The 24,034-nt window shown below is 72.8% G+C and carries 20 protein-coding genes; 3 read left to right on the top strand and 17 right to left on the bottom strand.

The features are described 5' to 3' along the window. The first annotated feature begins 191 nt into the window (after window positions 1-191). On the top strand, window positions 192-2,513 hold the full coding sequence (locus AB0Q96_RS29055; RefSeq protein WP_365330558.1) for a DUF4157 domain-containing protein: 2,322 nt from the start codon (window positions 192-194) through the stop codon (window positions 2,511-2,513). 73 nt (window positions 2,514-2,586) lie between these two features. On the opposite strand, the gene gatB is transcribed toward AB0Q96_RS29055, so the two are convergent. The 13 genes from gatB to AB0Q96_RS28990 all read right to left on the bottom strand — a co-directional run bounded on the left by gatB (window position 2,587) and on the right by AB0Q96_RS28990 (window position 18,277). Further along, a complete protein-coding gene (gene gatB / locus AB0Q96_RS29050) occupies window positions 2,587-4,098 on the bottom strand; it encodes an Asp-tRNA(Asn)/Glu-tRNA(Gln) amidotransferase subunit GatB (protein ID WP_365330556.1) in 1,512 nt (503 codons plus the stop codon). 15 nt (window positions 4,099-4,113) lie between these two features. Then, window positions 4,114-4,359, bottom strand: coding sequence for a hypothetical protein (locus AB0Q96_RS29045; RefSeq protein WP_365330554.1), 246 nt, complete (start codon window positions 4,357-4,359; stop codon window positions 4,114-4,116). Continuing rightward, the gene (gene gatA, locus AB0Q96_RS29040) at window positions 4,356-5,858 is read right to left on the bottom strand and encodes an Asp-tRNA(Asn)/Glu-tRNA(Gln) amidotransferase subunit GatA (protein WP_365330552.1); all 1,503 of its coding nucleotides are present in this window, start codon (window positions 5,856-5,858) and stop codon (window positions 4,356-4,358) included. The genes AB0Q96_RS29045 and gatA overlap by 4 nt, the downstream gene beginning before the upstream one ends. Before the next feature lie 6 nt (window positions 5,859-5,864). After that, entirely contained in the window at window positions 5,865-6,161 is a 297-nt protein-coding gene (gene gatC / locus AB0Q96_RS29035) for an Asp-tRNA(Asn)/Glu-tRNA(Gln) amidotransferase subunit GatC (RefSeq protein ID WP_046905390.1), read from the bottom strand. Window positions 6,162-6,266: 105 nt separating this feature from the next. After that, window positions 6,267-8,402, bottom strand: coding sequence for an EAL domain-containing protein (locus AB0Q96_RS29030; RefSeq protein ID WP_365330550.1), 2,136 nt, complete (start codon window positions 8,400-8,402; stop codon window positions 6,267-6,269). Window positions 8,403-8,674: 272 nt separating this feature from the next. Beyond that, on the bottom strand, window positions 8,675-10,852 hold the full coding sequence (gene ligA, locus AB0Q96_RS29025; RefSeq protein WP_365330548.1) for an NAD-dependent DNA ligase LigA: 2,178 nt from the start codon (window positions 10,850-10,852) through the stop codon (window positions 8,675-8,677). A gap of 50 nt (window positions 10,853-10,902) precedes the next feature. Beyond that, entirely contained in the window at window positions 10,903-11,925 is a 1,023-nt protein-coding gene (locus AB0Q96_RS29020) for a methionine synthase (protein WP_365330547.1), read from the bottom strand. After that, complete coding sequence (locus AB0Q96_RS29015) at window positions 11,922-14,039, bottom strand: tetratricopeptide repeat protein (RefSeq protein WP_365330545.1); 2,118 nt, start codon at window positions 14,037-14,039, stop codon at window positions 11,922-11,924. The genes AB0Q96_RS29020 and AB0Q96_RS29015 overlap by 4 nt, the downstream gene beginning before the upstream one ends. Window positions 14,040-14,043: 4 nt before the next feature. Then, window positions 14,044-14,742 (bottom strand): SDR family oxidoreductase, encoded by a 699-nt coding sequence (locus AB0Q96_RS29010; RefSeq protein WP_365330543.1) that lies wholly within the window; start codon window positions 14,740-14,742, stop codon window positions 14,044-14,046. An 18-nt stretch (window positions 14,743-14,760) separates the two neighbouring features. Further along, the gene (locus AB0Q96_RS29005; protein ID WP_365330541.1) at window positions 14,761-15,333 is read right to left on the bottom strand and encodes a hypothetical protein; all 573 of its coding nucleotides are present in this window, start codon (window positions 15,331-15,333) and stop codon (window positions 14,761-14,763) included. After that, window positions 15,330-17,138: an alpha/beta hydrolase gene (locus AB0Q96_RS29000; protein ID WP_365330540.1), complete on the bottom strand. Its 1,809-nt coding sequence runs from the start codon at window positions 17,136-17,138 to the stop codon at window positions 15,330-15,332. Before AB0Q96_RS29000 ends, AB0Q96_RS29005 begins: the two co-directional genes overlap by 4 nt. Next, window positions 17,135-17,560: a hypothetical protein gene (locus tag AB0Q96_RS28995; RefSeq protein WP_365330538.1), complete on the bottom strand. Its 426-nt coding sequence runs from the start codon at window positions 17,558-17,560 to the stop codon at window positions 17,135-17,137. The genes AB0Q96_RS29000 and AB0Q96_RS28995 overlap by 4 nt, the downstream gene beginning before the upstream one ends. Window positions 17,561-17,743: 183 nt before the next feature. Beyond that, a complete protein-coding gene (locus AB0Q96_RS28990; RefSeq protein ID WP_365330536.1) occupies window positions 17,744-18,277 on the bottom strand; it encodes a TIGR00730 family Rossman fold protein in 534 nt (177 codons plus the stop codon). A gap of 96 nt (window positions 18,278-18,373) precedes the next feature. Between AB0Q96_RS28990 and AB0Q96_RS28985 the strand changes: the two genes are divergently transcribed. After that, the gene (locus AB0Q96_RS28985) at window positions 18,374-18,973 is read left to right on the top strand and encodes an alpha/beta hydrolase (RefSeq protein WP_365330534.1); all 600 of its coding nucleotides are present in this window, start codon (window positions 18,374-18,376) and stop codon (window positions 18,971-18,973) included. 12 nt (window positions 18,974-18,985) lie between these two features. Here AB0Q96_RS28985 and mnmA read toward each other — a convergent pair whose 3' ends face one another. Next, window positions 18,986-20,113, bottom strand: a complete 1,128-nt coding sequence (mnmA, locus tag AB0Q96_RS28980; RefSeq protein ID WP_365330533.1) for a tRNA 2-thiouridine(34) synthase MnmA — start codon at window positions 20,111-20,113, stop codon at window positions 18,986-18,988. Between the two features lie 60 nt (window positions 20,114-20,173). On the opposite strand from mnmA, the gene AB0Q96_RS28975 reads away from it, so the two are divergent. Beyond that, the gene (locus tag AB0Q96_RS28975) at window positions 20,174-20,920 is read left to right on the top strand and encodes an N-acetylmuramoyl-L-alanine amidase (protein WP_365330531.1); all 747 of its coding nucleotides are present in this window, start codon (window positions 20,174-20,176) and stop codon (window positions 20,918-20,920) included. A 48-nt stretch (window positions 20,921-20,968) separates the two neighbouring features. Here AB0Q96_RS28975 and AB0Q96_RS28970 read toward each other — a convergent pair whose 3' ends face one another. From AB0Q96_RS28970 to AB0Q96_RS28960, 3 genes are all read right to left on the bottom strand, one after another. Further along, on the bottom strand, window positions 20,969-22,132 hold the full coding sequence (locus AB0Q96_RS28970; protein WP_365330529.1) for a cysteine desulfurase family protein: 1,164 nt from the start codon (window positions 22,130-22,132) through the stop codon (window positions 20,969-20,971). 278 nt (window positions 22,133-22,410) lie between these two features. Next, window positions 22,411-23,253, bottom strand: coding sequence for a thioesterase family protein (locus AB0Q96_RS28965; RefSeq protein WP_365330527.1), 843 nt, complete (start codon window positions 23,251-23,253; stop codon window positions 22,411-22,413). 23 nt (window positions 23,254-23,276) lie between these two features. Beyond that, window positions 23,277-23,954, bottom strand: a complete 678-nt coding sequence (locus AB0Q96_RS28960; protein WP_365330525.1) for a trimeric intracellular cation channel family protein — start codon at window positions 23,952-23,954, stop codon at window positions 23,277-23,279. Between the last annotated feature and the right edge of the window lie 80 nt (window positions 23,955-24,034).

Below are 24,034 nucleotides of genomic sequence, written 5' to 3'. Positions count from 1 at the left end.
CGGGACGCGACGCCGGCCGTCGACACGGTGGCCGCCCGCGTGCCCGCAGGGGCCGACCGGTCCGTGGCCGGCGTCGCGTCGGCGTTGCCCGTTCGCCCATCGGACGCTGCCCCGGAGAGCGTTGCGCCCGTCGGTCCCGCCGCCTAGACAGGGAGGAACGTACCCGTACCGCGCCCTTCAGGGGGATTTCCATGCACGCCAAGGACGCACCGAAGCCGTCGACCGCGACGAGGGCAGAGGCGAGCGCCCGTCGTGACGGGTCGCGCGACGGCACGGCCACCCCCACTGCCGGTGTCGGCGGCGCGCTGTCCCCGCAGACGCTCCTCGCCCTCCAGCGCACCATCGGCAACGCCGCCGTGTCCCGGCTGGTCGAGGAGTCCCGGCACCAGCACGGCGCCGGCTGCGGCCACGCGCAGAGCCCCGAGGCCGCGCCCGCGCCCGTACAGCGTTCCGCCGTGCACGACGTCCTGCGCAGCTCCGGGAGCCCCCTCGACGACGGCACCCGCGCCGACATGGAGTCCCGGCTCGGCGCCGACTTCTCCGACGTGCGCGTGCACGACGACAGTGCCGCCCGCGCGTCCGCGGCCGAGGTCGGCGCCCGCGCGTACACCTCCGGCAACCACATCGTCATCGGCGACGGGGGCGGCGACCGCCACACCCTCGCGCATGAGCTGACGCACGTCATCCAGCAGCGTCAGGGCCCGGTCTCCGGCACGGACAACGGCTCCGGTCTGCGGGTCTCCGACCCCGCGGACCGCTTCGAGCGGGAGGCCGAGGCGAACGCCCGGCGCGCGCTGTCGGGCCCGGCTCCGGCGGCGGCTCCGGCGGCGCAGGCCGCCGCGCCGCCCGTCCAGCGCGCGACCGGGAGCGCACGGCCCTCCGTTCAGCGGGTGGTGACGGATCAGGAACCGGCCGCGCAGGAGCCGGTGGTCCCGGCCGCACCGGCGTACGGCACCGAGATCAGGACCCCGAGGGAAGCCACCGAGAACGGACTGACCAAGCAGAACACTCTCGTCGTGAACGCGGGGCACTCCGGCGACATGTACCACGTGCGGGCCGCCATGCTCCTCGATTCGGGCCTCAAGCTCCTCATGTACGGCCTGCTGGACGACTTCGACGAGGTGGCCGACTCCAGGAGGATCACCTCTACCGTGCGCACCGAAAGGATGGCACTGGAGAGGACCGACCCGGACAAGGTCGCCGCGAACGACGCGAGGGCCGAAAGAATCAGGAACAGGGCGATAGCCATCCAGGGGGGAGGCGATGCTCTGGTGCCCCCGCCGGAGCTGAACCCCACCGAAGCGAAGAAATGGCGCAAGGCAGAGCTCAAGAGGCTCACCACAGAGGCGAAGGAGGCGGAGGAGGGGCCGTACAAAGCCGCCCTCGCCCAGGAGATCACCAGCATGACCGCCGGCGAGATCGCCAGGGAGCGGGAGGCCCGCCCCCGCGACATCCGCGCCGTCAACCGCAAAGCCCTCCACATGTACCAGCTCCATGCAGACCTGGGGCCCAACCGGGTCTTCTTCACCAAGAAGTCCGGGGACAAGCTCGAGCTTGAGCACGGCGGCGGGGAGAACCTCGCCACCAACAAGTTCAAGGACGGCATGCCGAGGCTGGGCGCCGCGGACCACGAGCGGCGGACGGAGAACTTCTACCGCGACTACGCGGCTCCCGATCAGGACACCAAGCAGGCGTTCGACAAGGCTCGCGAGACGACCGGTCACCCGCTGGCCAGGTTCCGGACAGGCGTCCCGTACGTCATCGTGAACTACCGGGACAGCGGCCACACCGGGGAGGGGAACGCCCCCGCGCTCGACACCGGGCGGGGCGGTCTGGCCGAGCTCCAGGAGATGGTCAGCACCCACCCCGATCTCGGGGGCGCGGTGCCCGTGCTCATCGGCGGGTATCCGGAGCCGGCCACCGTCGAGGGGCCGCACCTGCTCAAGTACTGGGAGTGGGACGGGATGACGGGCCGCCGCTCCGAGCTCGCGCTGCTGCACTACCTCAAGGAGAACTTCAACATCATCGGCGCGGTCGGCATGCGCAGCGGCGTCACCGACCAGTTCGCGTTCGCCGGGATCAAGACCCTGTCGATCGACATCTCCCCGAACCAGGCCAGGCCCCGGCCCGGCGAGACGGTGGACGACGAGACGGACCCGGAGAAGTTCCCGTCCAAGGGCTGGGAGCGCGGCGGGAAGCTGGAAGCGATCCTCGGTCCGCAGTACGGGCGGGCTTTCCTCAGTGAGGTCAGGGAGGGCGACCAGACGGTCACCGACGGCACGTGGCAGGGCCCCTTCGGAGAGGGGGACAAGGCGATGCTCCGCGACGCGATCGCGTTCTTCTTCGCCGAGGCACGCGGCGACGGCGGCGACCTCGCGACGGCCGGAAACTTCCGGCACTCCTCGCATCCGCTGCACCAGGCCAGCGTGGACGAGCTCGACCAGAGCACCACACTGGGCGAGGCGAAGAAGGCGGTGATCCGCGCGAGGGTCGCGGCGGCACGGCTGGTGTAGGACGCCGGACGACGAACGGCGGCCCCGCACCGGAACTCCGGTGCGGGGCCGCCTTGGTACGGACGCGAGGGGATCAGCCCTCGCTGACGCCCAGCTTCTCCAGGATCAGGTCCTTGACCTTCGCCGCGTCGGCCTGGCCACGGGTGGCCTTCATGACCGCGCCGACCAGGGCGCCGACCGCCGCGACCTTGCCGCCGCGGATCTTGTCGGCGATCGCCGCGTTGCCCGCGATGGCCTCGTCGACGGCCGTGCCGAGCGCGCCGTCGTCCGAGACGACCTTCAGGCCGCGCTTGTCGACGACCTCGTCCGGGGTGCCCTCGCCGGCGAGGACGCCCTCGATGACCTGGCGGGCCAGCTTGTCGTTCAGGTCACCGGAGGCGACCAGGGCCGACACGCGGGCGACGTCCGCCGGGGTGATCGGGAGCTCGTCGAGCGCGACGCCCTGCTCGTTGGCGTTGCGGGCCAGCTCGCCCATCCACCACTTCCGCGCCGACGCCGCGTCGGCGCCCGCCTCGGTCGTGGCGACGATCGGGTCGACCGCGCCCGCGTTGAGGATGGCCTGCATGTCCAGCTCGGACACGCCCCACTCCTCGCGCAGCCGGTTGCGGCGCACCCGCGGCAGCTCGGGCAGGGCCGCCCGCAGCTCCTCGACCCAGGCGCGGGCCGGGGCGACCGGGACCAGGTCCGGCTCCGGGAAGTAGCGGTAGTCCTCGGCGTTGTCCTTGATCCGGCCGGAGGTGGTGGAGCCGTCGTCCTCGTGGAAGTGACGGGTCTCCTGCAGGATCGAGCCGCCGGACTGCAGGACGGCCGCGTGGCGCTGGACCTCGAAGCGCGCCGCCCGCTCCACGGAGCGCAGCGAGTTGACGTTCTTCGTCTCCGAACGCGTACCGAAGGTGCTCGAACCCTTCGGCATCAGCGACAGGTTGACGTCGCAGCGCATCTGGCCCTTGTCCATCCGCGCGTCCGAGACGCCCAGGGCGCGGATCAGCTCGCGCAGCTCCGCCACGTACGCCTTGGCGACCTCGGGAGCACGCTCCCCGGCGCCGACGATCGGCTTGGTGACGATCTCGATGAGCGGGATGCCGGCCCGGTTGTAGTCGAGCAGCGAGTGCGAGGCGCCGTGGATGCGGCCGGTCGCGCCACCGATGTGGGTGGACTTGCCGGTGTCCTCCTCCATGTGGGCGCGCTCGATCTCCACGCGGAAGATCTCGCCGTCCTCCAGCTGGACGTCGAGGTAGCCGTCGAAGGCGATGGGCTCGTCGTACTGGGAGGTCTGGAAGTTCTTCGGCATGTCCGGATAGAAGTAGTTCTTCCGGGCGAAGCGGCACCACTCGGCGATCTCGCAGTTCAGCGCGAGACCGATCTTGATGGCGGACTCGACGCCGATCGCGTTGACGACCGGCAGCGCGCCCGGCAGACCGAGGCAGGTCGGGCAGGTCTGCGTGTTCGCGTCCTGGCCGAGCTCGGTCGAGCAGCCGCAGAACATCTTGGTCTTGGTGCCCAGCTCGACATGGACCTCAAGGCCCATGACGGGGTCGTACGTGGCGAGCGCCGCTTCGTACGACAGCAGTTCAGTGACAGTCACGGTGGAACTTCCCTCTCAGCCCAGCAGGACGTCGTCGTCGCCGAGACGCTTCAGCTCGCGGTACAGGATCGCGAGGCCGGTGACGATGGCGGCGGCGGACACGACGGCATCGACCAGCTTCAGCGTGTCGTGCTCGGCGCGCGCCTTCTTGACCTGCTTCGCCACGCTCAGGGCGCCGAAAGCGGTGGTGCCCATCGACACGTACGTGCCGGTCCTGGACTTCTTGAAGCCCTTGGCCTTCTGCAGTGCACTGGTACTCACAGCGACGGAGCCTCCTCGAGCAGCGGGTGGCCCCACTTTTCCACGAAGGCGGCCTCGACGGCGGCACCGACCTTGTAGAGCCGGTCGTCCTTCAGGGCGGGGGCGATGATCTGCAGACCGACCGGCAGGCCGTCCTCCGGCGCGAGGCCGCAGGGCAGCGACATGGCGGAGTTGCCCGCCAGGTTGGTCGGGATGGTGCACAGGTCCGCGAGGTACATCGCCATCGGGTCGTCGGCGCGCTCGCCGATCGCGAAGGCGGTGGTCGGGGTCGTCGGGGAGACGATCACGTCGACCTGCTCGAACGCCGCCTCGAACTCGCGGGTGATGAGCGTACGGACCTTCTGGGCCGAGCCGAACCAGGCGTCGTAGTAGCCCGAGCTCAGCGCGTACGTACCGAGGATGATGCGGCGCTTCACCTCGGGGCCGAAGCCGGCCTCGCGGGTCAGCGCGGTGACGTCCTCGGCGGACCGGGTGCCGTCGTCGCCGGTGCGCAGGCCGTAGCGCAGACCGTCGAAGCGGGCCAGGTTGGAGGAGCACTCCGACGGGGCGATCAGGTAGTACGCGGAGAGCGCGAGGTCGAACGTGGGGCAGTCCAGCTCCACGATCTCGGCACCCAGCGACTTCAGCAGCTCGACGGACTCGTCGAAGCGCTGCACGACGCCGGCCTGGTAGCCCTCGCCGCGGAACTGCTTGACGACGCCGACGCGCATGCCGGCGACCGAGCCGTTGCGGGCCGCCTCGACGACCGGCGGGACCGGGGCGTCGATGGAGGTCGAGTCGAGCGGGTCGTGCCCGGCGATGGCCTCGTGCAGCAGCGCCGCGTCGAGGACCGTACGGGCACAGGGGCCGCCCTGGTCGAGCGAGGACGAGAAGGCCACCATGCCGTAGCGGGACACCGCGCCGTAGGTCGGCTTGACGCCGACCGTGCCGGTGACGGCGGCGGGCTGGCGGATGGAACCGCCGGTGTCCGTGCCGATGGCGAGCGGGGCCTCGTACGCGGCGAGCGCGGCCGAGGAGCCACCGCCGGAGCCGCCGGGGATCCGGGTGAGGTCCCACGGGTTGCCGGTCGGGCCGTACGCGCTGTTCTCCGTCGAGGAGCCCATCGCGAACTCGTCCATGTTGGTCTTGCCCAGGATGACCACGTCGGCGGCCTTCAGCCGCTTGACGAGGGTCGCGTCGTAGGGCGGGATCCACCCTTCGAGCATCTTGGAACCGACCGTGGTCGGGATGCCCTGGGTGGTGAAGATGTCCTTCAGCGCGAGCGGGACACCGGCGAGCGGGCCCAGCTTCTCGCCGCGGGCACGCTTCTCGTCGACGGCGCGGGCCTGCGCCAGCGCGCCCTCGCGGTCGACGTGCAGGAAGGCGTGCACCTTCTCGTCGACGGCCTCGATCCGGGCCAGGTGGGCCTCGGTGACCTGGACGGCGGTGAGCTCGCCGGAGGCGATCTTCGCCGCGATCTCCGCGGCGGTGAGCTTGATGATGATGCTGTTGTCCGTCATGACTTCTTAGTCCTCCCCCAGGATCTGCGGCACCTTGAAACGCTGCTGCTCCTGGGCCGGGGCGCCGGAGAGCGCCTGCTCGGGGGTGAGCGACGGACGGACCTCGTCCGCGCGCATGACGTTGGTCAGCGGCAGCGGGTGGGAGGTCGGCGGTACGTCTTGGTCGGCGACCTCGGAGACGCGGGCGACCGCGCCGATGATGTCGTCGAGCTGGCCGGCGAAGTGATCGAGCTCTTCGTCGGCGAGTTCCAGACGCGCCAGCCGGGCGAGGTGGGCGACCTCCTCGCGCGTAATGCCAGGCATGCGGATCCTCAGGGGTGCTTGATGGTGTTGGCCCAATCCTAGGGGGCCCGCACCGCTGCCCGTGAAACGGTTTGCCCACGCCGCTCCCCCGGCGCGGGCCGCGCGTCACTGGACCACGTGCCCCGAGGACTGCTCGACGGCCGCCGCCGCGGCCGCCGCCGCCGCCGCCGCGGCGATCTCCGAGGGGCGGCGCCAGCCGTGCTCGCCGCGGGCGCGGAGCCAGGCGGTGGTCTCTCCGGGCGGCATGGCGGCGGCGACCAGCCAGCCCTGGACGGCGTCGCAGCCCAGGTCGCGCAGCCGCTCCCAGGTCTCGTCGTCCTCGACGCCCTCGGCGACGACGAGCAGGCCCAGGGAGTGGGCGAGGTCCACGGTGCAGCGGACGATCTCGGCGTCCTCGTTGTCGACGGCGAGCCGGGCGACGAAGGAGCGGTCGATCTTCAGCTCGCTGACCGGGAGGCGGCGCAGGTGTACGAGGGAGGAGTAGCCGGTGCCGAAGTCGTCGAGCGACATCTTGACGCCGTGACCGGTGAGTCCGGCCATGGTGTCGGCGGCCCGCTGCGGGTCCTCCAGGAGGACGTGTTCCGTTATCTCCAGCTGGAGCGCGCCGGCCGGTACGCCGTGCCGGGCGAGCCGGGCGGCGACGGCGCCCGCGAAGCCGGGGGTGTGGACGTCGCGCGGGGAGACGTTGACCGCGACCGGCACGTTGAGGCCCTGGGCGCGCCAGCGGGCCACCTGGGCGAGGGCGGTCTCCAGGACGTACTCGGTGAGGTGGGGCATCAGGCCGGAGGACTCGGCGATGGCGATGAACTCGTCCGGCGGGACCTTGCCGCGCTCGGGGTGCACCCAGCGGACCAGCGCCTCCAGGCCGGCGACCTGGCCGTCGAAGCGGACCTTGGGCTGGTAGTGCAGTTCGACGTCGCCGGCGTCGAGGGCGCGGCGCAGGTCGCCGAGGAGGCCGAGGCGGTCGGGGGTGTTGGAGTCGCGCTTCGACTCGTACACCTCGACGCCGGTGCGGTCCCGCTTGGCCTGGTACATGGCCACGTCGGCGCGGCGCAGCAGGCCCTCGGCGTCGAGGGCGTGCTCGGGGAAGACGGCGACGCCGGCGCTGGCCTCCAGGACGAGGGTGAGCCCGTCGAGGTCGAGCGGCGAGGAGAGTTCGGCGACGAGGTGGCGGGCGACGCGCTGGGCGCTGGTGGTGGAGTCGGCGGTGGGCAGCAGGACGGCGAACTCGTCGCCGCCGAGCCGGGCGGCCTCGGCGCCGCGGGGCAGGGCGAGGCGGAGCCGTTCGGCGATCTGGAGGAGCAGCCGGTCGCCGGCGAGGTGCCCGAGGGTGTCGTTGACCGAGCGGAAGCGGTCGAGGTCGATGAGGACGAGCGCGGAGCGGACGCCCTCGCCCTCGGCCTCCTCCAGGGCGGTCCAGGTGCGTTCCAGGAGCCACTGGCGGTTGGGCAGTCCGGTGAGCGGGTCGCGGAGCTGTTCCTCGGCGCGGGCGCGGGCGATCCACAGGGTGGAGTCGAGGGCGATCAGCGGGACGACGAAGAGCGGCAGCAGCGCGGGGTGGGCGACGGCGACGACGCAGATGAGGGGCGCGATGCCGAGCAGGGCGACGGCGACCAGGCCCTGGCGGAGCAGGGCGGTGCGGGCGGCGGTGGGCAGGGTGCCGCCCTGGGGTGCGAGCGCGTACCACAGGAGCAGGCGGGTCACCACGAGGTAGGCGACGGCGGCGAGCACCACTTCCGGTACGTCGGCGATCCCCCAGTCGAGGGGCTGCCAGGGGGCGGCGACGGTCGGGACGTCGCCGAAGGTGGCGAGGACGAGGGCGGCGGCGCAGGCGCCGATCACGTCCACGGCGCCGTGCAGCAGGCCGTGCCGCCAGCGGTGCCGGCGGGCGGCGGCCACGAGCACGACGACGGAGAGGGAGACGAGGCAGGCCGGCACCCAGCCGTAGAGCAGCAGGACGGCCAGGGTGAGGGCGGCGCCGGAGCCGGTGCCGCCCCACCAGCGGTCGCGGCCGAGCGCGACCAGGTGGCCGACGATGAGCCCGGTGAGGACGGCGAGGGACCAGCCGGTGCCGCCGCCGGGGAAGAGCCCCTGGCCGGTGCTGAGGGTCCGGTACAGCCCGGCGGCGAGCACGACGGCGGCGATGCCCACCAGCGCTCCGGGCAGCCCGGAGGTGATGCCCACGAACGCCGCACGGCCCTGGGGTCGTGCGACCGGGGCGGCACTCTCGGTCGGTTTCATTCCCGTCCCTCTCACAGCCGGCGGTGCCGTCGCAACGCGGGGCCGTCGTCATGCCACTGGGCCGTCGTGCCGTCGCTCGTCGCACCGCGTGTCCTGCTCCTGCGTCCGGCAGGGCCCTCACACAGCCGTGCGCGACGGACGCACGGTCACCACACTAGGCCGCGGAGGGCTCCGACGGGCAGCGCTCTCCATGTCTTGCCCGAATGCGACCCGGCCACCCGTAACGATCTGGTATGCGCCGAACGGGTGAGCCTCCGCGGCCCGTCGAGGGACTACTCGGCTACCGGGAGGGCCACCTCCCGAGCGGCCTCGGGACCCTGTTCGAGCAGGACCGCGAAGCCCTCCTCGTTCAGAACCGGAACCTTCAGCTGCATCGCCTTGTCGTACTTCGAGCCCGGGTTGTCACCTACGACGACAAAGGAGGTCTTCTTCGAAACGGAACCTGTCACCTTCGCTCCACCGGCTTGGAGCGACTCTTTTGCGCCATCCCTGGTGAACTTCTCCAGGGTGCCCGTCACGACCACCGTGAGACCGTCGAGCGGACGCGGCCCGATCTCCTCGCCGGCGCCCTCGTCCTCCAGACTCACCCCGGCCGCACGCCACTTGCGCACGATCTCCTGGTGCCACTCCTCGGCGAACCACTGCTTCACCGCCGTCGCGATGATCCCGCCGACCCCGTCGACCGCGGCCAGCTCCTCCTCGGTCGCCTGCTCGATCCGCTCCAGCGAACGGAACTCGCGGGCCAGCGCCTCGGCCGCCACCGGGCCGACGTGCCGGATCGACAGGCCGTTGATGAAGCGGGCCAGCGGGCGCGTCTTCGCCGCCGCGATGTTCTCCAGCATCGCCAGCGCGTTCTTCTTCGGCTCGCCCTTCTGGTTGGCGAAGACCGTGACGATCTTCTCCTCGCCCGTCTTCGGGTCCCGCTTGGGCAGCCCGCTGTCCGGGTCGCGGACGTACGCCCGGATCGGCAGCAGCCGCTCGATCGTCAGGTCGAACAGATCGCCCTCGTCGAGCAGCGGCGGCTCGGCCGGCTCCAGCGGACGGGTGAGCGCCGCCGCCGCGACCGCGCCGAAGTTCTCGATGTCCAGGCACTGGCGGCCGGCCAGGAAGAACAGCCGCTCCCGCAGCTGGGCGGGGCACGTCCGCGCGTTGGGGCAGCGCAGATCGATGTCCCCCTCCTTCATCGGCTTCAGCGGCGTGCCGCACTCCGGGCACTCCGCCGGCATCACGAACTCCCGCTCGCTGCCGTCCCGCAGGTCGGCCACCGGGCCCAGGATCTCCGGGATGACGTCACCGGCCTTGCGCAGCACGACCGTGTCCCCGATGAGCACGCCCTTGGCCTTCACCACCTCCTGGTTGTGCAGGGTGGCGAACTCGACCTCGGAACCGGCCACCGTCACCGGCTCCACCTGCGCGTACGGCGTGACGCGCCCGGTGCGGCCGACACCGACCTTGATGTCGAGCAGCTTGGTGTTGACCTCCTCCGGCGCGTACTTCCACGCGATCGCCCAGCGCGGGGCGCGGGCCGTGGAGCCGAGCCGGCCCTGGAGCGGGATCTCGTCCAGCTTGACGACGACCCCGTCGATCTCGTGCTCCACCGAGTGCCGGTTCTCACCGAAGTACGCGATGAACTCCCGTACGCCGTCCAGCGAGTCGACCACCCGGTTGTGCCGGGCGGTGGGCAGGCCCCACTCGCGCAGCAGCTCGTAGGCGTGCGACAGCTTGTCGATGTCGAAGCCCTCGCGGGCGCCGATGCCGTGCACCACCATGTGCAGCGGGCGGGTCGCCGTCACCTTCGGGTCCTTCTGGCGCAGCGAACCCGCCGCCGCGTTGCGCGGATTGGCGAAGGGCTTGTCGCCCGCCTCGACCAGCCGCGCGTTCAGCCCCTCGAAGGCGTCCATCGGGAAGTAGACCTCGCCGCGGATCTCCACCAGCGCCGGGACGCGGTCGCCGCGCAGCCGGTCCGGGACGTCCTCGATGGTCCGCACGTTCGGCGTGATGTCCTCGCCGGTGCGGCCGTCGCCGCGGGTCGCCGCGCGGGTCAGCCGGCCGTGCTCGTACGTCAGGTTCACGGCCAGGCCGTCGACCTTCAGCTCGCACAGGTAGGAGAAGTCGGAGGTGCCGACGTCCCGGCCGACCCGCTCCGCCCAGGCGGCCAGCTCCTCGTCGTCGAACGCGTTGTCCAGCGAGAGCATCCGCTCGCGGTGCTCCACGGAGGTGAACTCCGTCTCGTACGACCCGGCGACCTTCTGGGTCGGCGAGTCCGGCGTCCGCAGCTCCGGATACTCCTCCTCCAGGGCCTCCAGGGCCCGCATCAGCCGGTCGAACTCCGCGTCGCTGACGACCGGCTGATCCATCCCGTAATACCGGAAGCGGTGCCCCTCGATCTGCTCCGCCAGCTCGGCGTGCTGCTCCCGCACCTCGGCGGGGGCCCCCTGTTCGACTGCCACCGTTCCTCGTCCTCCCGTTGCCTGAAACCCGGTCGCCCCGGCCACCCCGGTCACTCAGGGTTGTCCGCGAGCGATCTCGCCGCCCGGGCGCAGTGGGCGAGCGCCTTGCGCGCGTACTCCGGCGAGGCGCCCGCGAGACCGCAGGTCGGGGTGACCACCACGGACTCCGCGAGAGTCCCCGGATTCAGCCCCAGCCTGCGCCACAACGTCCTGACACCCATGACGCTACCGCCCGGGTCCGACAATGCCCCCGAGGCCGGGTCCGTCGACGGCACCACACCGGCGAAGAGCACGGTCCCGTCCTCCACCGCCTCACCGATCGGCTCCTCGTCACGCTCGGTGAGCAGCCCGAAATCGAACGAGACACCGGCCGCCCCGGCCCGCCGCAGCAGCCCGAACGGCACGCCCGGAGCACAGGAGTGCACGACCACCGGACCGTCGTGCACCGCCATCACCTCGCGCAGCGTGCCCTCCACGACCTGCCGGTCGACGGCCCGGTAGGTGCGGTAGCCGCTGGCGGTACGGACCTGGCCCAGCAGCACCGACGTCAGCGACGGCTCGTCGAACTGGAGCACCGGCCGCGCGCCCGGGATCCGCCTGCGCACCTCGGCCAGGTGCCCGCGCAGCCCCTCGGCGAGCGAGCCCGCCAGGTCCCGGACGGCCCCCGGGTCCCCGAGCATCGCCTCGCCGCCCCGCAGTTCCAGCGCCGCCGCGAGCGTCCACGGCCCCACCGCCTGCACCTTGAGCGGCCCCTCGTACCCCTGGGTGAACTCCTCCAGGGCGTCGAGGTCCTCCCCCAGCCAGGACCTGGCCCGCCGGGTGTCGCGCCCCGGCCGGTCGCTGATCCGCCAGCCGCTCGGCTCCACGTGCGCGTACAGCTCGACGAGCATCCCCGCCGTCCGCCCGATCATGTCCGCGCCGGGCCCCCGGGCGGGCAGCTCCGCCAGGAACGGGAAGTCCTCGAAGGACCCGGTGACGGTCTTGGCGGCCTCACGGGCGTCACCGCCGGGCATGGATCCGACACCGGTGGCGGCGGCCCAGGGGAATGCGCTCTTGTCGCTCTTCTCGCTCACCCGGGAAGCGTACGTGGCAGGCGGGCCAGGACCGCGCGGGTGGCGGCCGTGACCGGGTGGTCGGCGCCCAGGACGCGGACGCGGGCTTCGAGGACGGCGGTGAGCTCGGCGTGGGCGGCGGCGGGTTCGAGCATGGTGGCGCGGTTGAAGCGGGCGGCGAGGGTGTCCGGATGGTCGGAGCCGAAGCGCCGGCACCGGGCCTCGACGACGGCCTCCGCCTCCCCGCGGGCCGTCTCCGCGTCACCGAGCTCCCGCAGCACCCACGCCCGGTTCATCCGTGTCGTGAGGGTGTCCCGGTCCTCGGGCCCGAGCAGGCGGGTCTCCGCGGCCAGCACGATGTCCATCTCCGCCAGGGCCTCCTCGGTCCGGTGCAGCTGCGCGAGGATCATGGCCAGGTTGGCGCGGGCCGCCAGGGTCTGCTGGTCGTCCTCCCCCAGGAGGTGGGACTCGCCGTCGATCACGGCGGCGAACTCGACCCGGGCGCCTTCGAGATCGCCGCACTGCTGAAGGGCCACGCCCCTCTGGTTACGGGCCCGCAGCACGAGCAGCGGATCGGACCGGGGCGCCGAGGCCGCCTCCTCGATGAGCCTGTCCAGCATGTCCAGGGCCTCGTGCTCCCGCCCGCAGGCCAGCAGGGCGTCGCCGTACTCGCAGCCGGCCGCCAGAACGGTGCGGTGGCCCGCCGGAAGGTGGCGCCCCGCGCCCTCGTGCACGGCCGCCCCCCGCTCGGCGGCGGCCAGGACCAGGCCCCGCACGCTCAGCGACCGCACCGCGAGGACGGCGCCCGTCCAGCCGGTCCCGCCCACGCCCGGCCCCAGGTCGTGGAGCAGGTGCGGAACGAGCAGGGGCCACAGCGGGCCCAGCGCCTTCGGGTCCTCGATCCGCACCGCCAGCTCCTGCGACAGCCGCTCCCGCTCGCCCCGGTGCGCGTCCCTCACCAGCGGGTGGAGCGTCACCACCGGCTCCCCGTCCGTCCGCAGGGACGCGAGCCCCAGCCGGTCCAGGGCCCGCAGACAGGTCCACAGCTCGCCCGGCGGGACGGTGATCCGCTCCGGGTCGAACACTCGCAGCGGTACGGGCGCGTCGGCGAAACCGGCGAGGAGGCGGAGCAGGTCCTCGGCATGATGGTGGCCCCGGTCCCGGAGCAGCCGCAGGGACATGGCCCAGATGCGGGCGAGGGTGCCGTCGGCGTCCAGGGGGACGTCCCCGGCTCCCAGGGCAGCGAGATAGGCCCCGTACGTGGCGGGTTCGCCGGGGGTACGGAGGAACGCGGGCCGCTCGCCGACGGAGGTGAGGTAGCGCCCGGCGCTGTCCAGGGCGAGCGGGAGCCCCCCGAGCCGTACGGAGAGCAGTGCGGCGTCCGTCGCGGGCCCGGCCTCGGCGGGCGCCCGGTCGGCGAGGACCCGGGCGCCCTCCGCCCCCGACAGGGCGCCCAGCGGGTGCAGGACGGGCCCGGCGCCCCAGGCCGCCGGGTCGCCGTCCCGGGTGGTGACGAGCACCAGCCCGCCCGCGCCCGCCGGGGTGCGCACCCATCCCGTACCGGCGGCGAGGGCCCCGGGCCCGTCGAGCAGGGCGAGCTCGTCCGCGTTGTCGACGACGAGCAGCCAGGGCCCGGAGAGCCCCGCGAAACGCTCCCACAGCAGGTCGGCGGTCTGACCGGCCGCCAGTTCGGCCTCGGTCAGGCCCACCCGGCGGGCGACCGCGCGCAGACCGCCCGCGAGCCGGCCCGAGTCCTGGGCGGCGACCCACCACACCGGCGCGCCCCCGGCCGCGAAGGCGTTCGCGACCTCCAGGGCGAGACTGGTCTTGCCGACGCCCCCGAGCCCGTACAGCACGTGCGTGCCGTCGGCCGTCCGAAGCCGGGCGAGCAGGTCGTCCCGGCCCCGGAGCGGAGTGCCCCGGCGTCCCCACGGCGGGGCGACGGTGACCTCGTCGGCCGGCGGCGGCCCCTGCCGCACGACCAGCTGCTCGATGTGCCCGGCCTGCACGACGGTGCCGTGCGCCCCGCCGGTGACGGCGTTGCGCGTCGCCGCTTCGGGGCCGGCGGCTGCGTTGTGCGTCGCCGTCCCATCCCCGGTGGCCGGGTCGCCGCCCGTCGTCCCGCCCCCCGTCATCGGCTCAGCGACCCGGGCGGACCGACAGGTCGTTGACCTCGGCGTCGCGCGGCAGGTCCATCGCCATCACGATGGTCGTCGCCACCGACTCGGGGTCGATCCACTTCTCCGCGTCGTACTCCTTGCCCTCCTGCTGGTGCACCTTCGCCTGCATGGGGCTGGCCGTGCGGCCCGGGTACACGGAGGTGACCCGGACGCCGTTGCCGTGCTCCTCGTGGCGCAGGGAGTCGGCGAGCGCCTTGAGGCCGTGCTTGGAGGCGGCGTACGCGCTCCAGCCCGCGTGCGCGTTGAGGCCGGCGCCCGAGTTCACGAACACGACATGGCCCTTGGTGACCCGCAGCTGGGGCAGGAGGTGGCGGGTCAGCTCGGCGGGGGCGACCAGGTTGACGTTCAGCTGGTGGTGCCAGGCCTTGGGGGTGAGCTCGCCGACCGGCCCGAGGTCGACGACGCCCGCGATGTGCAGGAGGGTGTCGACGCGCTCGGGCATGCTCTGGTGCGAGAACGCCCAGGACAGCCGGTCCGGGTCCGCCAGGTCCCCGACGAGCGTCCGCGCCCCGGGGAACTCGGCCGCCAGCTCCTTCGCCCGCCCCGCGTCCCGCGCGTGCAGCACGAGCTCGTCCCCGCGCGCGTGCAGCCGCCGCGCGACGGCGGCACCGATGCCGGAACCCGCTCCGGTAATCACATGAGTTGCCATGGGGCCCATGGTCTCAGCTCCCGGGGGTCAGGGCAGGGGTGTGGGGGCGGACCAGAAGTCGGAGCGGACGTTGGGGGTGGGGATGTCACCTTCGTACGTGCGGCCGTGCGCCACCTTGGTGGGAGCGGCCACCTTCGACTCGCCGACGCAGGGGGTGGTCACCTCGAAGAACGCCTGCCCGTCGTGCCCGAAGAGCACGCTGATCCCGAAGCCGTCCGGGGAGGTGGCGTAGATCGCCGGTCGGTCCTTGCTCGGCTTGACCGTCTTGATCCGGTAGTCGCTCGCCTTCCAGGTCCGCTCGACCACACCCAGGAAACCGCCCCGCCGCTGCTCGGAGATGACGGTCATCACGGTCCAGTAGCGCGTGAGGTCGCAGCTGCCGGTCGTCGTCGTGTCATGGACCCATTCGATCTCGGGCTTGATCGCCCCGACCGTCGCGTAGAACATCGCGTCGGCACGCTCCGCCGCCCCCTGCATGTTCATGCCCGCCACCACGGCTCCTCCGTCTTTCTTGTCGTCCGCGAGCCCGCATCCCGCGAGCAGCGCGCTTGCCGCGACGAGGGCACAAGCCATGCGGCCGGTCCGCGTCATTCGCTTCATCGGGGCTGCTCCTTCACGATGTCCTCGGGGTGTCCCGCCACGATCGTGGCGATGTTGTCTGCCGACACCTGGTCCTTCTCGGGAGTGAAGTACTGGGAGTGGGCGTCGAAACCACCCAGTTCCAGGACCATTCTCGGACCGTCGTCGACCTTGAACCGCTGCGCCCCGAAAGCCTCGCTCGCCGGGTCCTTGCCGAAGTACACGTCGTCGTTGCCCCAGTCGAGGAGGTCGCGGGCGACCAGGACGCCTGTCGGGCCTCCCGTCAGCAGGCCGACCACCGCCTCGTCCTTCGACGGCAGATGGGTGACCGGGTCGTTGTCCGCCGCGCCGACGAAGACATGGCCCTTGCCCACGCCCAGCTCCGTCGCCTTCTGCGCGTCCACGCCGGGGCTGCCGAGCAGGATGACGTCGTCCACGCCCGGGATCCCGCCGGACTGCTTGGCGGCGGTGCCGACGGTGAGCGAGCCGTAGGAGTGCCCGATCGCCGTCACGTGCGGGTCCGCGTTCTCGTTCGTCGCCGAGAGCCCCGCCATGAACTGGTTGTACGCGGGGGCTCCCCGTTGGGCGTCGCCCTTGGACATGACGTCCACGCCCTGCGGGGCGTCGTAGCCGAGCCAGACGATCGAGGCGCTGGACGGGTCGATGCGCCGCGCGCCGATCGCCGTGTCCTGGGCCCGCTTCATCGTGTCCTTGACGAAGTCGTCGTCGAGCTTGGTCCCGAGGCCCGGTACGTACGCCGAGACGTTCCGCGCGGTGTCCGGGTTGCCGTACGAGACGATCGCGCGCCCGTTGCCCTCGTCACCGATGCCCAGGAGGAAGAGCGGCGGACGCGTCGGCTCCTTCAGCTTGTCCTGGAGCACCCGCAGCGCGTCCAGCTTCGTCCCCGCGTCGTCCCCGCCCCGCCGGGCCAGCTCGTCCATGAGGACCGGCAGGTACGTGCGGTTGGCCTCGTCGCGGGCGGTGGCCGGGATGCCGTCCAGGTCGCCGATCAGGTCCGGCGCGACCTCCAGGTACTCCTGGCGCTGTTCGTCGGTGAGGCCGTCCCACCACTGCTTGCGTTCGGCGGGGCTCTTGTCCTGGGGGACGGCCGTACCGAGGTGCATGCCGGCGGTGGAGCGTACGTCGGCGGTGTCGCGGGCGACGTCCTTCAGGGTGGCCTCGGTGACGTCGAGGCCCTTCTCCGCCTTGAGGGCGCCCAGCGTCTTGGCGTAGCGGGCGTCGATCTCCTGCGCGGACCGCACGGCCCGGGCGATGCGGTCGGCCACGTCCTGCGCCTTGGCCGCGTTCGGGTTGAGCGGCTGGAAGCCCTGGTAGCCGGGGTACAGCGGCGACTTCCCGCCGGTGCCGAGGCCGGGCGGTTCCAGGGGCAGGCGGGAGCTGCCCTGGACGCTGCTGCCCGGGGCCTGCTTCTTCGCCCCGGTCAGGTCCTGCACCTCGGTGGCCGGGTAGCTCACGGACCCGTCCTCGTGGACGGTGAAGTTCAGGGCGGCGGCGTCCGCGAGGGCCTGCTTCAGACGGTTCTGCGGCTCGGCGAGGTCGCTCGCGAGTCCGTTGAGCGCCGTGCGGACGAGCCCGCACTCGGTGTGCAGGTACTGGAAGTTGCGGCTGAGGCGCTGGAGGCGGCCGAGGGCGGCGTCCGCCGACTCGCTCTTCTGCGTCTCGCGGAGCTTCGCGGACATCGCGCGGTCGACCCGGACGCGGTCGGAGTCCGAGCGGTTCGAGACGGCGTGCCAGGTGTCGCCGGCCTCCGTGAGCTCGGTGGTCCTGAGGTCGCGCAGCTGCCGCCAGGTGAGGGTGCCGGTCATCGCCGCTCACCCGCCTCGGGCCCGCCGTCGACGCCCTTGAAGGACTTCTCGATCGCGGTCTCGGTCTCGCCCATCTCCTTGGCGACCGTCAGCAGCGGCCCCTTGAGCTGCTCGCATTCGTCCCGTACCGCCTGGAGGCGCTCCTCCCAGGACGTCAGGACGCTCTTGAGCGCCGCGACGGAAGCGAGGCCGGCGACCCCGGTGTCGACGCCTTCGTGGCCGGGGCCGAGCGCCGAGCGGCTGGTCTCCGTGCTGGTTCGCAGTTCGGCGGCGGTGCCGGAGGCGCTGGTCCAGGGGCCGCCGCTGTGCTTGAGGTCGGCGGCGCCGCCGGTGCCGGGTTCCGGAGCGGTGGAGGCGAGGCGCATCGCCGGGCCTTCGCCGGTCTCCCCGAACAGTTCCTGCCAACGCTCCGAATAGGACACGGCTCCCCCGAGTTTCTCTGTGTTCCGCCCCACGCCCCCGAGAGGCTAACGCAGTTCGCGCGGCCGTATGCGATCGTGAAGCGAGACAGGGAGACCGGGTGCTCCGCGCCTTACCAGGACCCCTCGGCCCCGCACAAGAGTGTCCGTGCGGGGATTGCGGGAGCAGACGGTGAGTCCGGCCGCTCAGCCGATGGCCTCCTCCAGATAGGCCAGCGCGGCCGCCCCGTCCTCCGCGAAGAAGACGAGGTCGGCGAGCGGGAGCGGAAGGAAGCCCTCCTCGTCCATGCGGCGGAACTGGGCCTTGAGGCCGTCGTAGAAGCCCGCCGTGTTGAGCAGGACGACCGGCTTGGCGTGCTTGCCGTGCTTCTTCAGCTCCAGGATCTCGGTGGCCTCGTCGAGGGTGCCGGTGCCGCCGACCATGACGACGATCGCGTCCGACTTGGCGAGCAGCAGCGCCTTGCGCTCGGCGAGGTCCTTCGTGACGACCATCTCGTCCGCGCGCGGGCGGGCCTTCGCGGCGAGGAAGTCGACCGAGACGCCGACCAGCCGCCCGCCCGCCTCCTCGACACCGTCCGCGACGACCTTCATCAGGCCCGTGTCCGAGCCGCCCCAGACCAGGGTGTGACCGGCCTTTCCGAGGCGGGTGGCGAATTCGCGGGCGGGGGTCGTGTAGCGCTCGTCGAGGTCGGCGGCGGAGAGGAAGACGCAGATGTTCATGGCTCCACGGTAGGCGTTCGCGCCGGTGCCGAGGTTTTTTCGGGAAGTTCCGCCGCCGAGCGATGAGTTCCGGGCGCCGCCCCGGTCTGAGCTTCCATGGACGAGGTGTACTTCACGGCGGGCCGGACTCCGGGCCTGGTCACGGCGCAGGACGGGACGCGGATCCCCTACGAGCGGTACGGGGACGGCGGCGGGCCCCCGGTGATCCTGGTGGGCGGCGGCGAGCGGGTGCTGGCCGGGCTGCTCGCCCGGCGTTTCCCGGTCGTCGTCTACGAGCGGCGGGACGGCGCGGGGCCGGTCGAGCGCGAGATCGGCGACCTCGCGCTGCTCGTGGACGCCGTCGGCGGGGCCGCGGCCGTGCACGGCACGGCCTCCGGCGGGGGGCTGGCGCTCGCCGCCGCCGCGGCCGGGGTGCCGGTCGGGGCGGTGTCGGTGTACGAGCCGCCGTACGCCGCGGAGGCCGCCGACGGGCTCGGCCGGGTCCTGGCCCGCGTCCTCGTGCTCGACGGCGGCTCCAGCCCCGCCGGGACGCGACGGGCGGCCCGCACGGTCGCCGCGGCCGTGCCCCGCGGACGGCACCGCACGCTCACGGGGCAGACGCACGAGGTGGCGCCGCACGTGCTCGCGCCGGTGCTGGAGGAGTTCCTCGGGGAGTTCCTGGACGAGACCGCCGGGTTCACCGGCTTCGCCGGGTGAGAGGGCGGGCCGTCAGGCCGGCTGGCGGGTCGCCCGTACCGTCGTCGCGATCGTCGCCGAGCCCACCACGCGGGTGTCGTCGTACAGGACGATCGCCTGGCCCGGCGCCACGCCCTTGACCGGCTCGTCGAAGGTGACGACCAGCTCGCCGTCCCGCATCGCCGCGTCGACCGGCGTCTCGCCGCCGTGCGCCCGGAGCTGGGCCGTGTAGCGGCCGGGGCCCTCGGGGGGCGTGCCGCACCAGCGGGGCTTGATCGCGGTGAGGCCCGTGACGTTCAGGGACTCGGCGGGGCCGACGGTGACCGTGTTGTTCACCGGCGAGATGTCGAGGACGTAGCGGGGCTTGCCGTCCGCCGCGGGGTGCCCGATGCGCAGGCCCTTGCGCTGGCCGATGGTGAAGCCGTACGCGCCCTCGTGGGTGCCGATCGTGGCGCCCGACTCGTCGACGATGTCGCCCTCCGCCTTGCCCAGGCGGGCCGCGAGGAAGCCCTGGGTGTCGCCGTCCGCGATGAAGCAGATGTCGTGGCTGTCGGGCTTCTTCGCGACCGCGAGGCCGCGCCGCTCCGCCTCCGCCCGGATCTCGTCCTTCGTGGTCAGCGTGTCGCCGAGCGGGAACATGGCGTGCGCCAGCTGCTTCTCGTCGAGGACGCCCAGCACGTACGACTGGTCCTTGGCCATGTCCGAGGCCCGGTGCAGCTCGCGCGTGCCGTCCTCGCGCACCAGCACCGTGGCGTAGTGGCCGGTGCACACGGCGTCGAAGCCGAGCGCGAGGGCCTTGTCGAGGAGCGCCGCGAACTTGATCTTCTCGTTGCAGCGCAGGCACGGGTTGGGCGTGCGGCCCGCCTCGTACTCCGCAACGAAGTCGTCCACGACGTCCTCGCGGAAGCGCTCGGCCAGGTCCCACACGTAGAACGGGATGCCGATGACGTCCGCCGCCCGGCGGGCGTCGCGCGAGTCCTCGATGGTGCAACAGCCCCGCGCTCCGGTGCGGAAGGACTGCGGGTTCGCGGAGAGGGCGAGGTGCACGCCGGTGACGTCGTGGCCCGCCTCTACGGCGCGGGCCGCGGCGACGGCGGAGTCGACACCGCCGGACATGGCGGCGAGGACACGGAGGGGGCGCTGCTGCGGGGTCTGAGTCATAGCCCTACCAGGGTACGGGGCCGGGGAACCGTGGTCGCCGGAGTAAGCGTTCTCGGTCATATGGGGAAGCAGGGGAATCGGAACAGTGGCACGAAGAACGGCAAGAGCGGCAAGAGCGGGAAGAGCGGGAAAGGTGTGAAGGGCTCCAAGGGCGGGGTTTCTCGGCGGGGGTTCCTGATCGGAGGCGGGGTCGCCCTCGCCGGCAGCGCCGTGCTCGCCCGGGACGAGCTGGCCCGGCTGTGGTGGCGGCTGCCGGGGACCGAGCGGCGGCGGACCGAGGGCGAGCTCGACCACAAGGGCGCCGAGTGGACCGCGGCCTCCGACTACAACTGGCGGCGGGCCGACCGGCCGGACGACTACACCGTCGACCGGGTCGTGATCCACGTCGTCCAGGGCAGCTACGCCTCGGCGGTGAGGGTCTTCAAGGACCCCGCGCACGCCGCCGCCGCGCACTACGTGGTGCGCAAGGACGGGCACATCGCGCAGATGGTCCGCGAGCTCGACGTCGCCTACCACGCGGGCAACCGGGACATGAACGAGCGCAGCGTCGGCATCGAGCACGAGGGCTTCGTGGACCGGCCCGAGGACTTCACGCCGGCCATGTACGCGGCGTCGGCGCGGCTGACCGCCGACATATGCAGGCGGTACGGGATACCCGTCGACCGGAAGCACGTCATCGGGCACGTGGAAGTGCCCGGGACCGACCACACCGACCCCGGGCCGCACTGGGACTGGGAGCGGTACATGGGGCTCGTGCGGAAGGAGCGGGCGCGGCTGGACCGGGCTACGCCCTCGCCGGGCGGCTGAAGGCCCCGTCGGTCGGTCGCAGCCCGATGGGCGGCTGAAGCCCGCCGGTCAGCTGAGGCCCGCCGTGCGGGCGCGGTCCACCGCCGGGCCGATCGCCTCCGCCACCGCCGCCACGTCCTCCTTCGTGGACGTGTGGCCCAGCGTGAAGCGCAGGGTGCCGCGGGCCAGGTCCGGGTCCGTGCCCGTCGCCAGCAGCACATGGCTCGGCTGCGCGATGCCCGCGGTGCAGGCCGAGCCCGTCGAGCACTCGATGCCGGCCGCGTCCAGGAGGAGGAGGAGGGAGTCGCCCTCGCAGCCCGGGAACGTGAAGTGCGCGTTGGCCGGGAGGCGGTCGTCCGGGTCGCCGCCCAGCAGCGCGTCCGGGACCGCCGTACGGACGGCCGTGACCAGCTCGTCGCGCAGGGCGCCCACCGTGCGGGCGAACTCCTCACGGCCCTCCGCCGCGAGGCGGCCCGCCACGGCGAAGGCCGCGACGGCCGGTACGTCCAGGGTGCCCGAGCGGACGTGGCGTTCCTGGCCGCCGCCGTGCAGGACCGGGACCGGGGTGTACTCGCGGCCCAGGAGCAGGGCGCCGATGCCGTACGGGCCGCCGATCTTGTGGCCCGAGACCGTCATCGCGGCGAGGCCGGACGCGGCGAAGTCGACCGGGACCTGACCGAAGGCCTGGACCGCGTCGGCGTGCAGGGGTACGTCGAACTCGGCTGCCACGTCCGACAGTTCTCGGACCGGCATGATCGTGCCGATCTCGTTGTTCGCCCACATCACGGTGGCCAGCGCCACCGAGCCCGGGTCGCGGGCGATGGCCTCGCGCAGGGCCTCGGGGTGGACGCGGCCGTACGAGTCCACCGGGAGGTACTCGACCGTGGCGCCCTCGTGGGTGGCCAGCCAGTCGACCGCGTCCAGCACGGCGTGGTGCTCGACCGGGCTCGACAGGACGCGGGTGCGGCGCGGGTCGGCGGCGCGGCGGGCCCAGTAGAGGCCCTTGACGGCGAGGTTGTCGGCCTCCGTGCCGCCGGAGGTGAGGACGACCTCGCTGGGGCGGGCGCCGAGCGCGCTCGCGAGCGTCTCGCGGGCCTCCTCGACGGTCCGCCGGGCGCGCCGGCCCGCGGCGTGCAGCGAGGAGGCGTTGCCCGTGACGGCGAGCTGGGCGGTCATCGCCTCGATCGCCTCGGGGAGCATGGGCGTGGTCGCCGCGTGGTCGAGGTAAGCCATGGTGGGTTGATTCTACGAGGCCGGGTGTGGGGGGTCGTCGTGTGGCCTGTTTGTGGCGTGCGGATCGCGTCACGGCCTTCACCCCGTGGGTTCACGGGGGCCGGGACCTCCGCGGGGGTGGTGGTGTCCGGACTGCGACCTTCACTTCGCTGCGCTCGTTACGGGCGCCGCCACGTCCGGACACCACCACCCCCGCTCCGGCCCCGGCCCCCTCCCGCCGTCGTCGTCGGACCCTCGCGGTCTCAGGCTCCCGCCGTCGTCGTCGGGCCCTCGCGGGCTCAGGCTCGCGGCGCCCTCGCCAGCTGGCGGGACTGGGCCACCAGGCGGTCGGCCGAGTCCCAGACCTCCGCGTCCTCCTCCAGGAAGCCGCCCGCCAGGTTGCGGGTGGTGATGGAGACGCGCAGCGGGCCGGGGGCCGGGCGGCAGCGGACGTGGGTGGTGAGCTCCACCGTGGGGGTCCAGCCCTTCAGGCCCAGCTCGAACGAGGTCGGGGGCAGTGCGTCGACCGTGAGGAGGAGGGAGAGCGGGTCGGGGTCGCGGGCGTCGGCCAGGCCGAACCAGGCGCGCATCTCGCCCTTGCCGGACGGGGCGCCGATCGCCCAGCCCACGCACGCCGGGTCCAGGCGGATGTCCAGGCGTTCCGTGATCGCCGACGAGCCGGGGATCTGGGGGGTCGGGCCGTCGGAGGCGCCGAAGCACTGGTCGATGGGTGCCATGGTGGGTGCGGTCGCCGTGGTGCGGACCTCGTCCGGGAGCGCGTCGAGGTCGCCGTACGAAGCGAGGACGCGGATGCGCTCGACCTCGGTGCCGTCCTCCGCGTACTGGAAGAGGGAGGCCTGGCCGGTGGAGAGGGTGCGGCCGGTGCGGACCGTCTCCGTGCGGATGACCGCCGGGCCCGGCACGGACGGCGTCAGGTAGTGCGCCGAGATCGTGAACGGGTCCGGGTGCGGCAGGTGGTCGCCGAGGGCGCGGCCGAGGAGGGCGAGGAGGTAGCCGCCGTTGACCGCCTGGATGATCGTCCAGCCCGCGGAGAGGTCGGCGTCGTAGACGCCCGGGGCGCGGAGGGTGACGGCGGTGTCGCGGTCGAACTCGCTCGTCGCCTCGATGCTGCTCGTGCTCATGGCGGCGACCGTACAGTATTTAGCTACTGAGCGGTAGCTTTTTCGGCGTCCTCGCGGGCGGAGGAGCGGCGGTTCCAGGCGCGCGGCGCCCGCCAGTGGTAGTGCATCGCCAGCAGGCGGAGCAGGAAGGCCACGAGCACCGCCGCGCTGCTCGTGTACACGTTCAGCACGTCGAAACGGATGCACAGCACCACCATCGTGGCGCCCACGATCGCCGGCACCGCGTACAGGTCGCGGTCCCAGCGCAGCAGCGACGGCACCTCGTTGGCCAGCACGTCGCGCAGCACACCGCCGCCGACGGCCGTCGCCAGGCCGAGCGCCGCGGAGGAGGTCAGGCCGAGGCCGTAGTCGTACGCCTTGGTGGTGCCCGTCACGCAGAAGAGTCCGAGGCCCGCCGCGTCGAAGACGTTGACCGCGGTCTGGGTGCGCTCCACCTCGGGGTGGAGGAAGAAGACCAGGACGGCCGCGACCAGCGGCATCAGGAAGTAGCCGAGGTCCGTGAAGGCCGCCGGGGGCACCGCGCCGATGATCAGGTCGCGGACGATGCCGCCGCCCAGCGCCGTCGCCTCCGCGAGGACCGCGATGCCGAAGACGTCGAAGTTCTTGCGTACGGCCAGGAGGGCGCCGGAGATCGCGAAGACGAAAATGCCGATGAGGTCCAGGGCGTGCTGGACGGAGGGATTGAACAGATCGTGGAGCACCGCCCAATTGTGCCGGTTCTTCCCGGGGGCGCACACACGGACGCGAGTGAGGCCCCCGCCGCCCGGACGCGAGCGAGGCC

Source organism: Streptomyces sp. NPDC093111, assembly GCF_040683955.1.
Classification (GTDB): Bacteria; Actinomycetota; Actinomycetes; order Streptomycetales; family Streptomycetaceae; genus Streptomyces.
Note: the sequence above shows the minus strand (reverse complement) of the source record. Positions and strands in the feature narration are given on the sequence as shown.

Coding starts and splice junctions, on each gene's coding strand:
- gatA (WP_365330552.1), bottom strand. CDS start 5,858: ATGACGGACAACAGCATCATCATCAAGCTCACCGCCGCGGAGATCGCG.
- AB0Q96_RS28985 (WP_365330534.1), top strand. CDS start 18,374: ATGGACGAGGTGTACTTCACGGCGGGCCGGACTCCGGGCCTGGTCACG.
- AB0Q96_RS28970 (WP_365330529.1), bottom strand. CDS start 22,132: ATGGCTTACCTCGACCACGCGGCGACCACGCCCATGCTCCCCGAGGCG.
- gatC (WP_046905390.1), bottom strand. CDS start 6,161: ATGCCTGGCATTACGCGCGAGGAGGTCGCCCACCTCGCCCGGCTGGCG.
- mnmA (WP_365330533.1), bottom strand. CDS start 20,113: ATGACTCAGACCCCGCAGCAGCGCCCCCTCCGTGTCCTCGCCGCCATG.
- AB0Q96_RS29030 (WP_365330550.1), bottom strand. CDS start 8,402: ATGAAACCGACCGAGAGTGCCGCCCCGGTCGCACGACCCCAGGGCCGT.
- AB0Q96_RS29010 (WP_365330543.1), bottom strand. CDS start 14,742: ATGGGCCCCATGGCAACTCATGTGATTACCGGAGCGGGTTCCGGCATC.
- AB0Q96_RS29000 (WP_365330540.1), bottom strand. CDS start 17,138: ATGACCGGCACCCTCACCTGGCGGCAGCTGCGCGACCTCAGGACCACC.
- AB0Q96_RS28965 (WP_365330527.1), bottom strand. CDS start 23,253: ATGAGCACGAGCAGCATCGAGGCGACGAGCGAGTTCGACCGCGACACC.
- AB0Q96_RS29015 (WP_365330545.1), bottom strand. CDS start 14,039: ATGACGGGGGGCGGGACGACGGGCGGCGACCCGGCCACCGGGGATGGG.
- AB0Q96_RS28990 (WP_365330536.1), bottom strand. CDS start 18,277: ATGAACATCTGCGTCTTCCTCTCCGCCGCCGACCTCGACGAGCGCTAC.
- AB0Q96_RS29005 (WP_365330541.1), bottom strand. CDS start 15,333: ATGAAGCGAATGACGCGGACCGGCCGCATGGCTTGTGCCCTCGTCGCG.
- AB0Q96_RS28975 (WP_365330531.1), top strand. CDS start 20,174: ATGGGGAAGCAGGGGAATCGGAACAGTGGCACGAAGAACGGCAAGAGC.
- AB0Q96_RS29055 (WP_365330558.1), top strand. CDS start 192: ATGCACGCCAAGGACGCACCGAAGCCGTCGACCGCGACGAGGGCAGAG.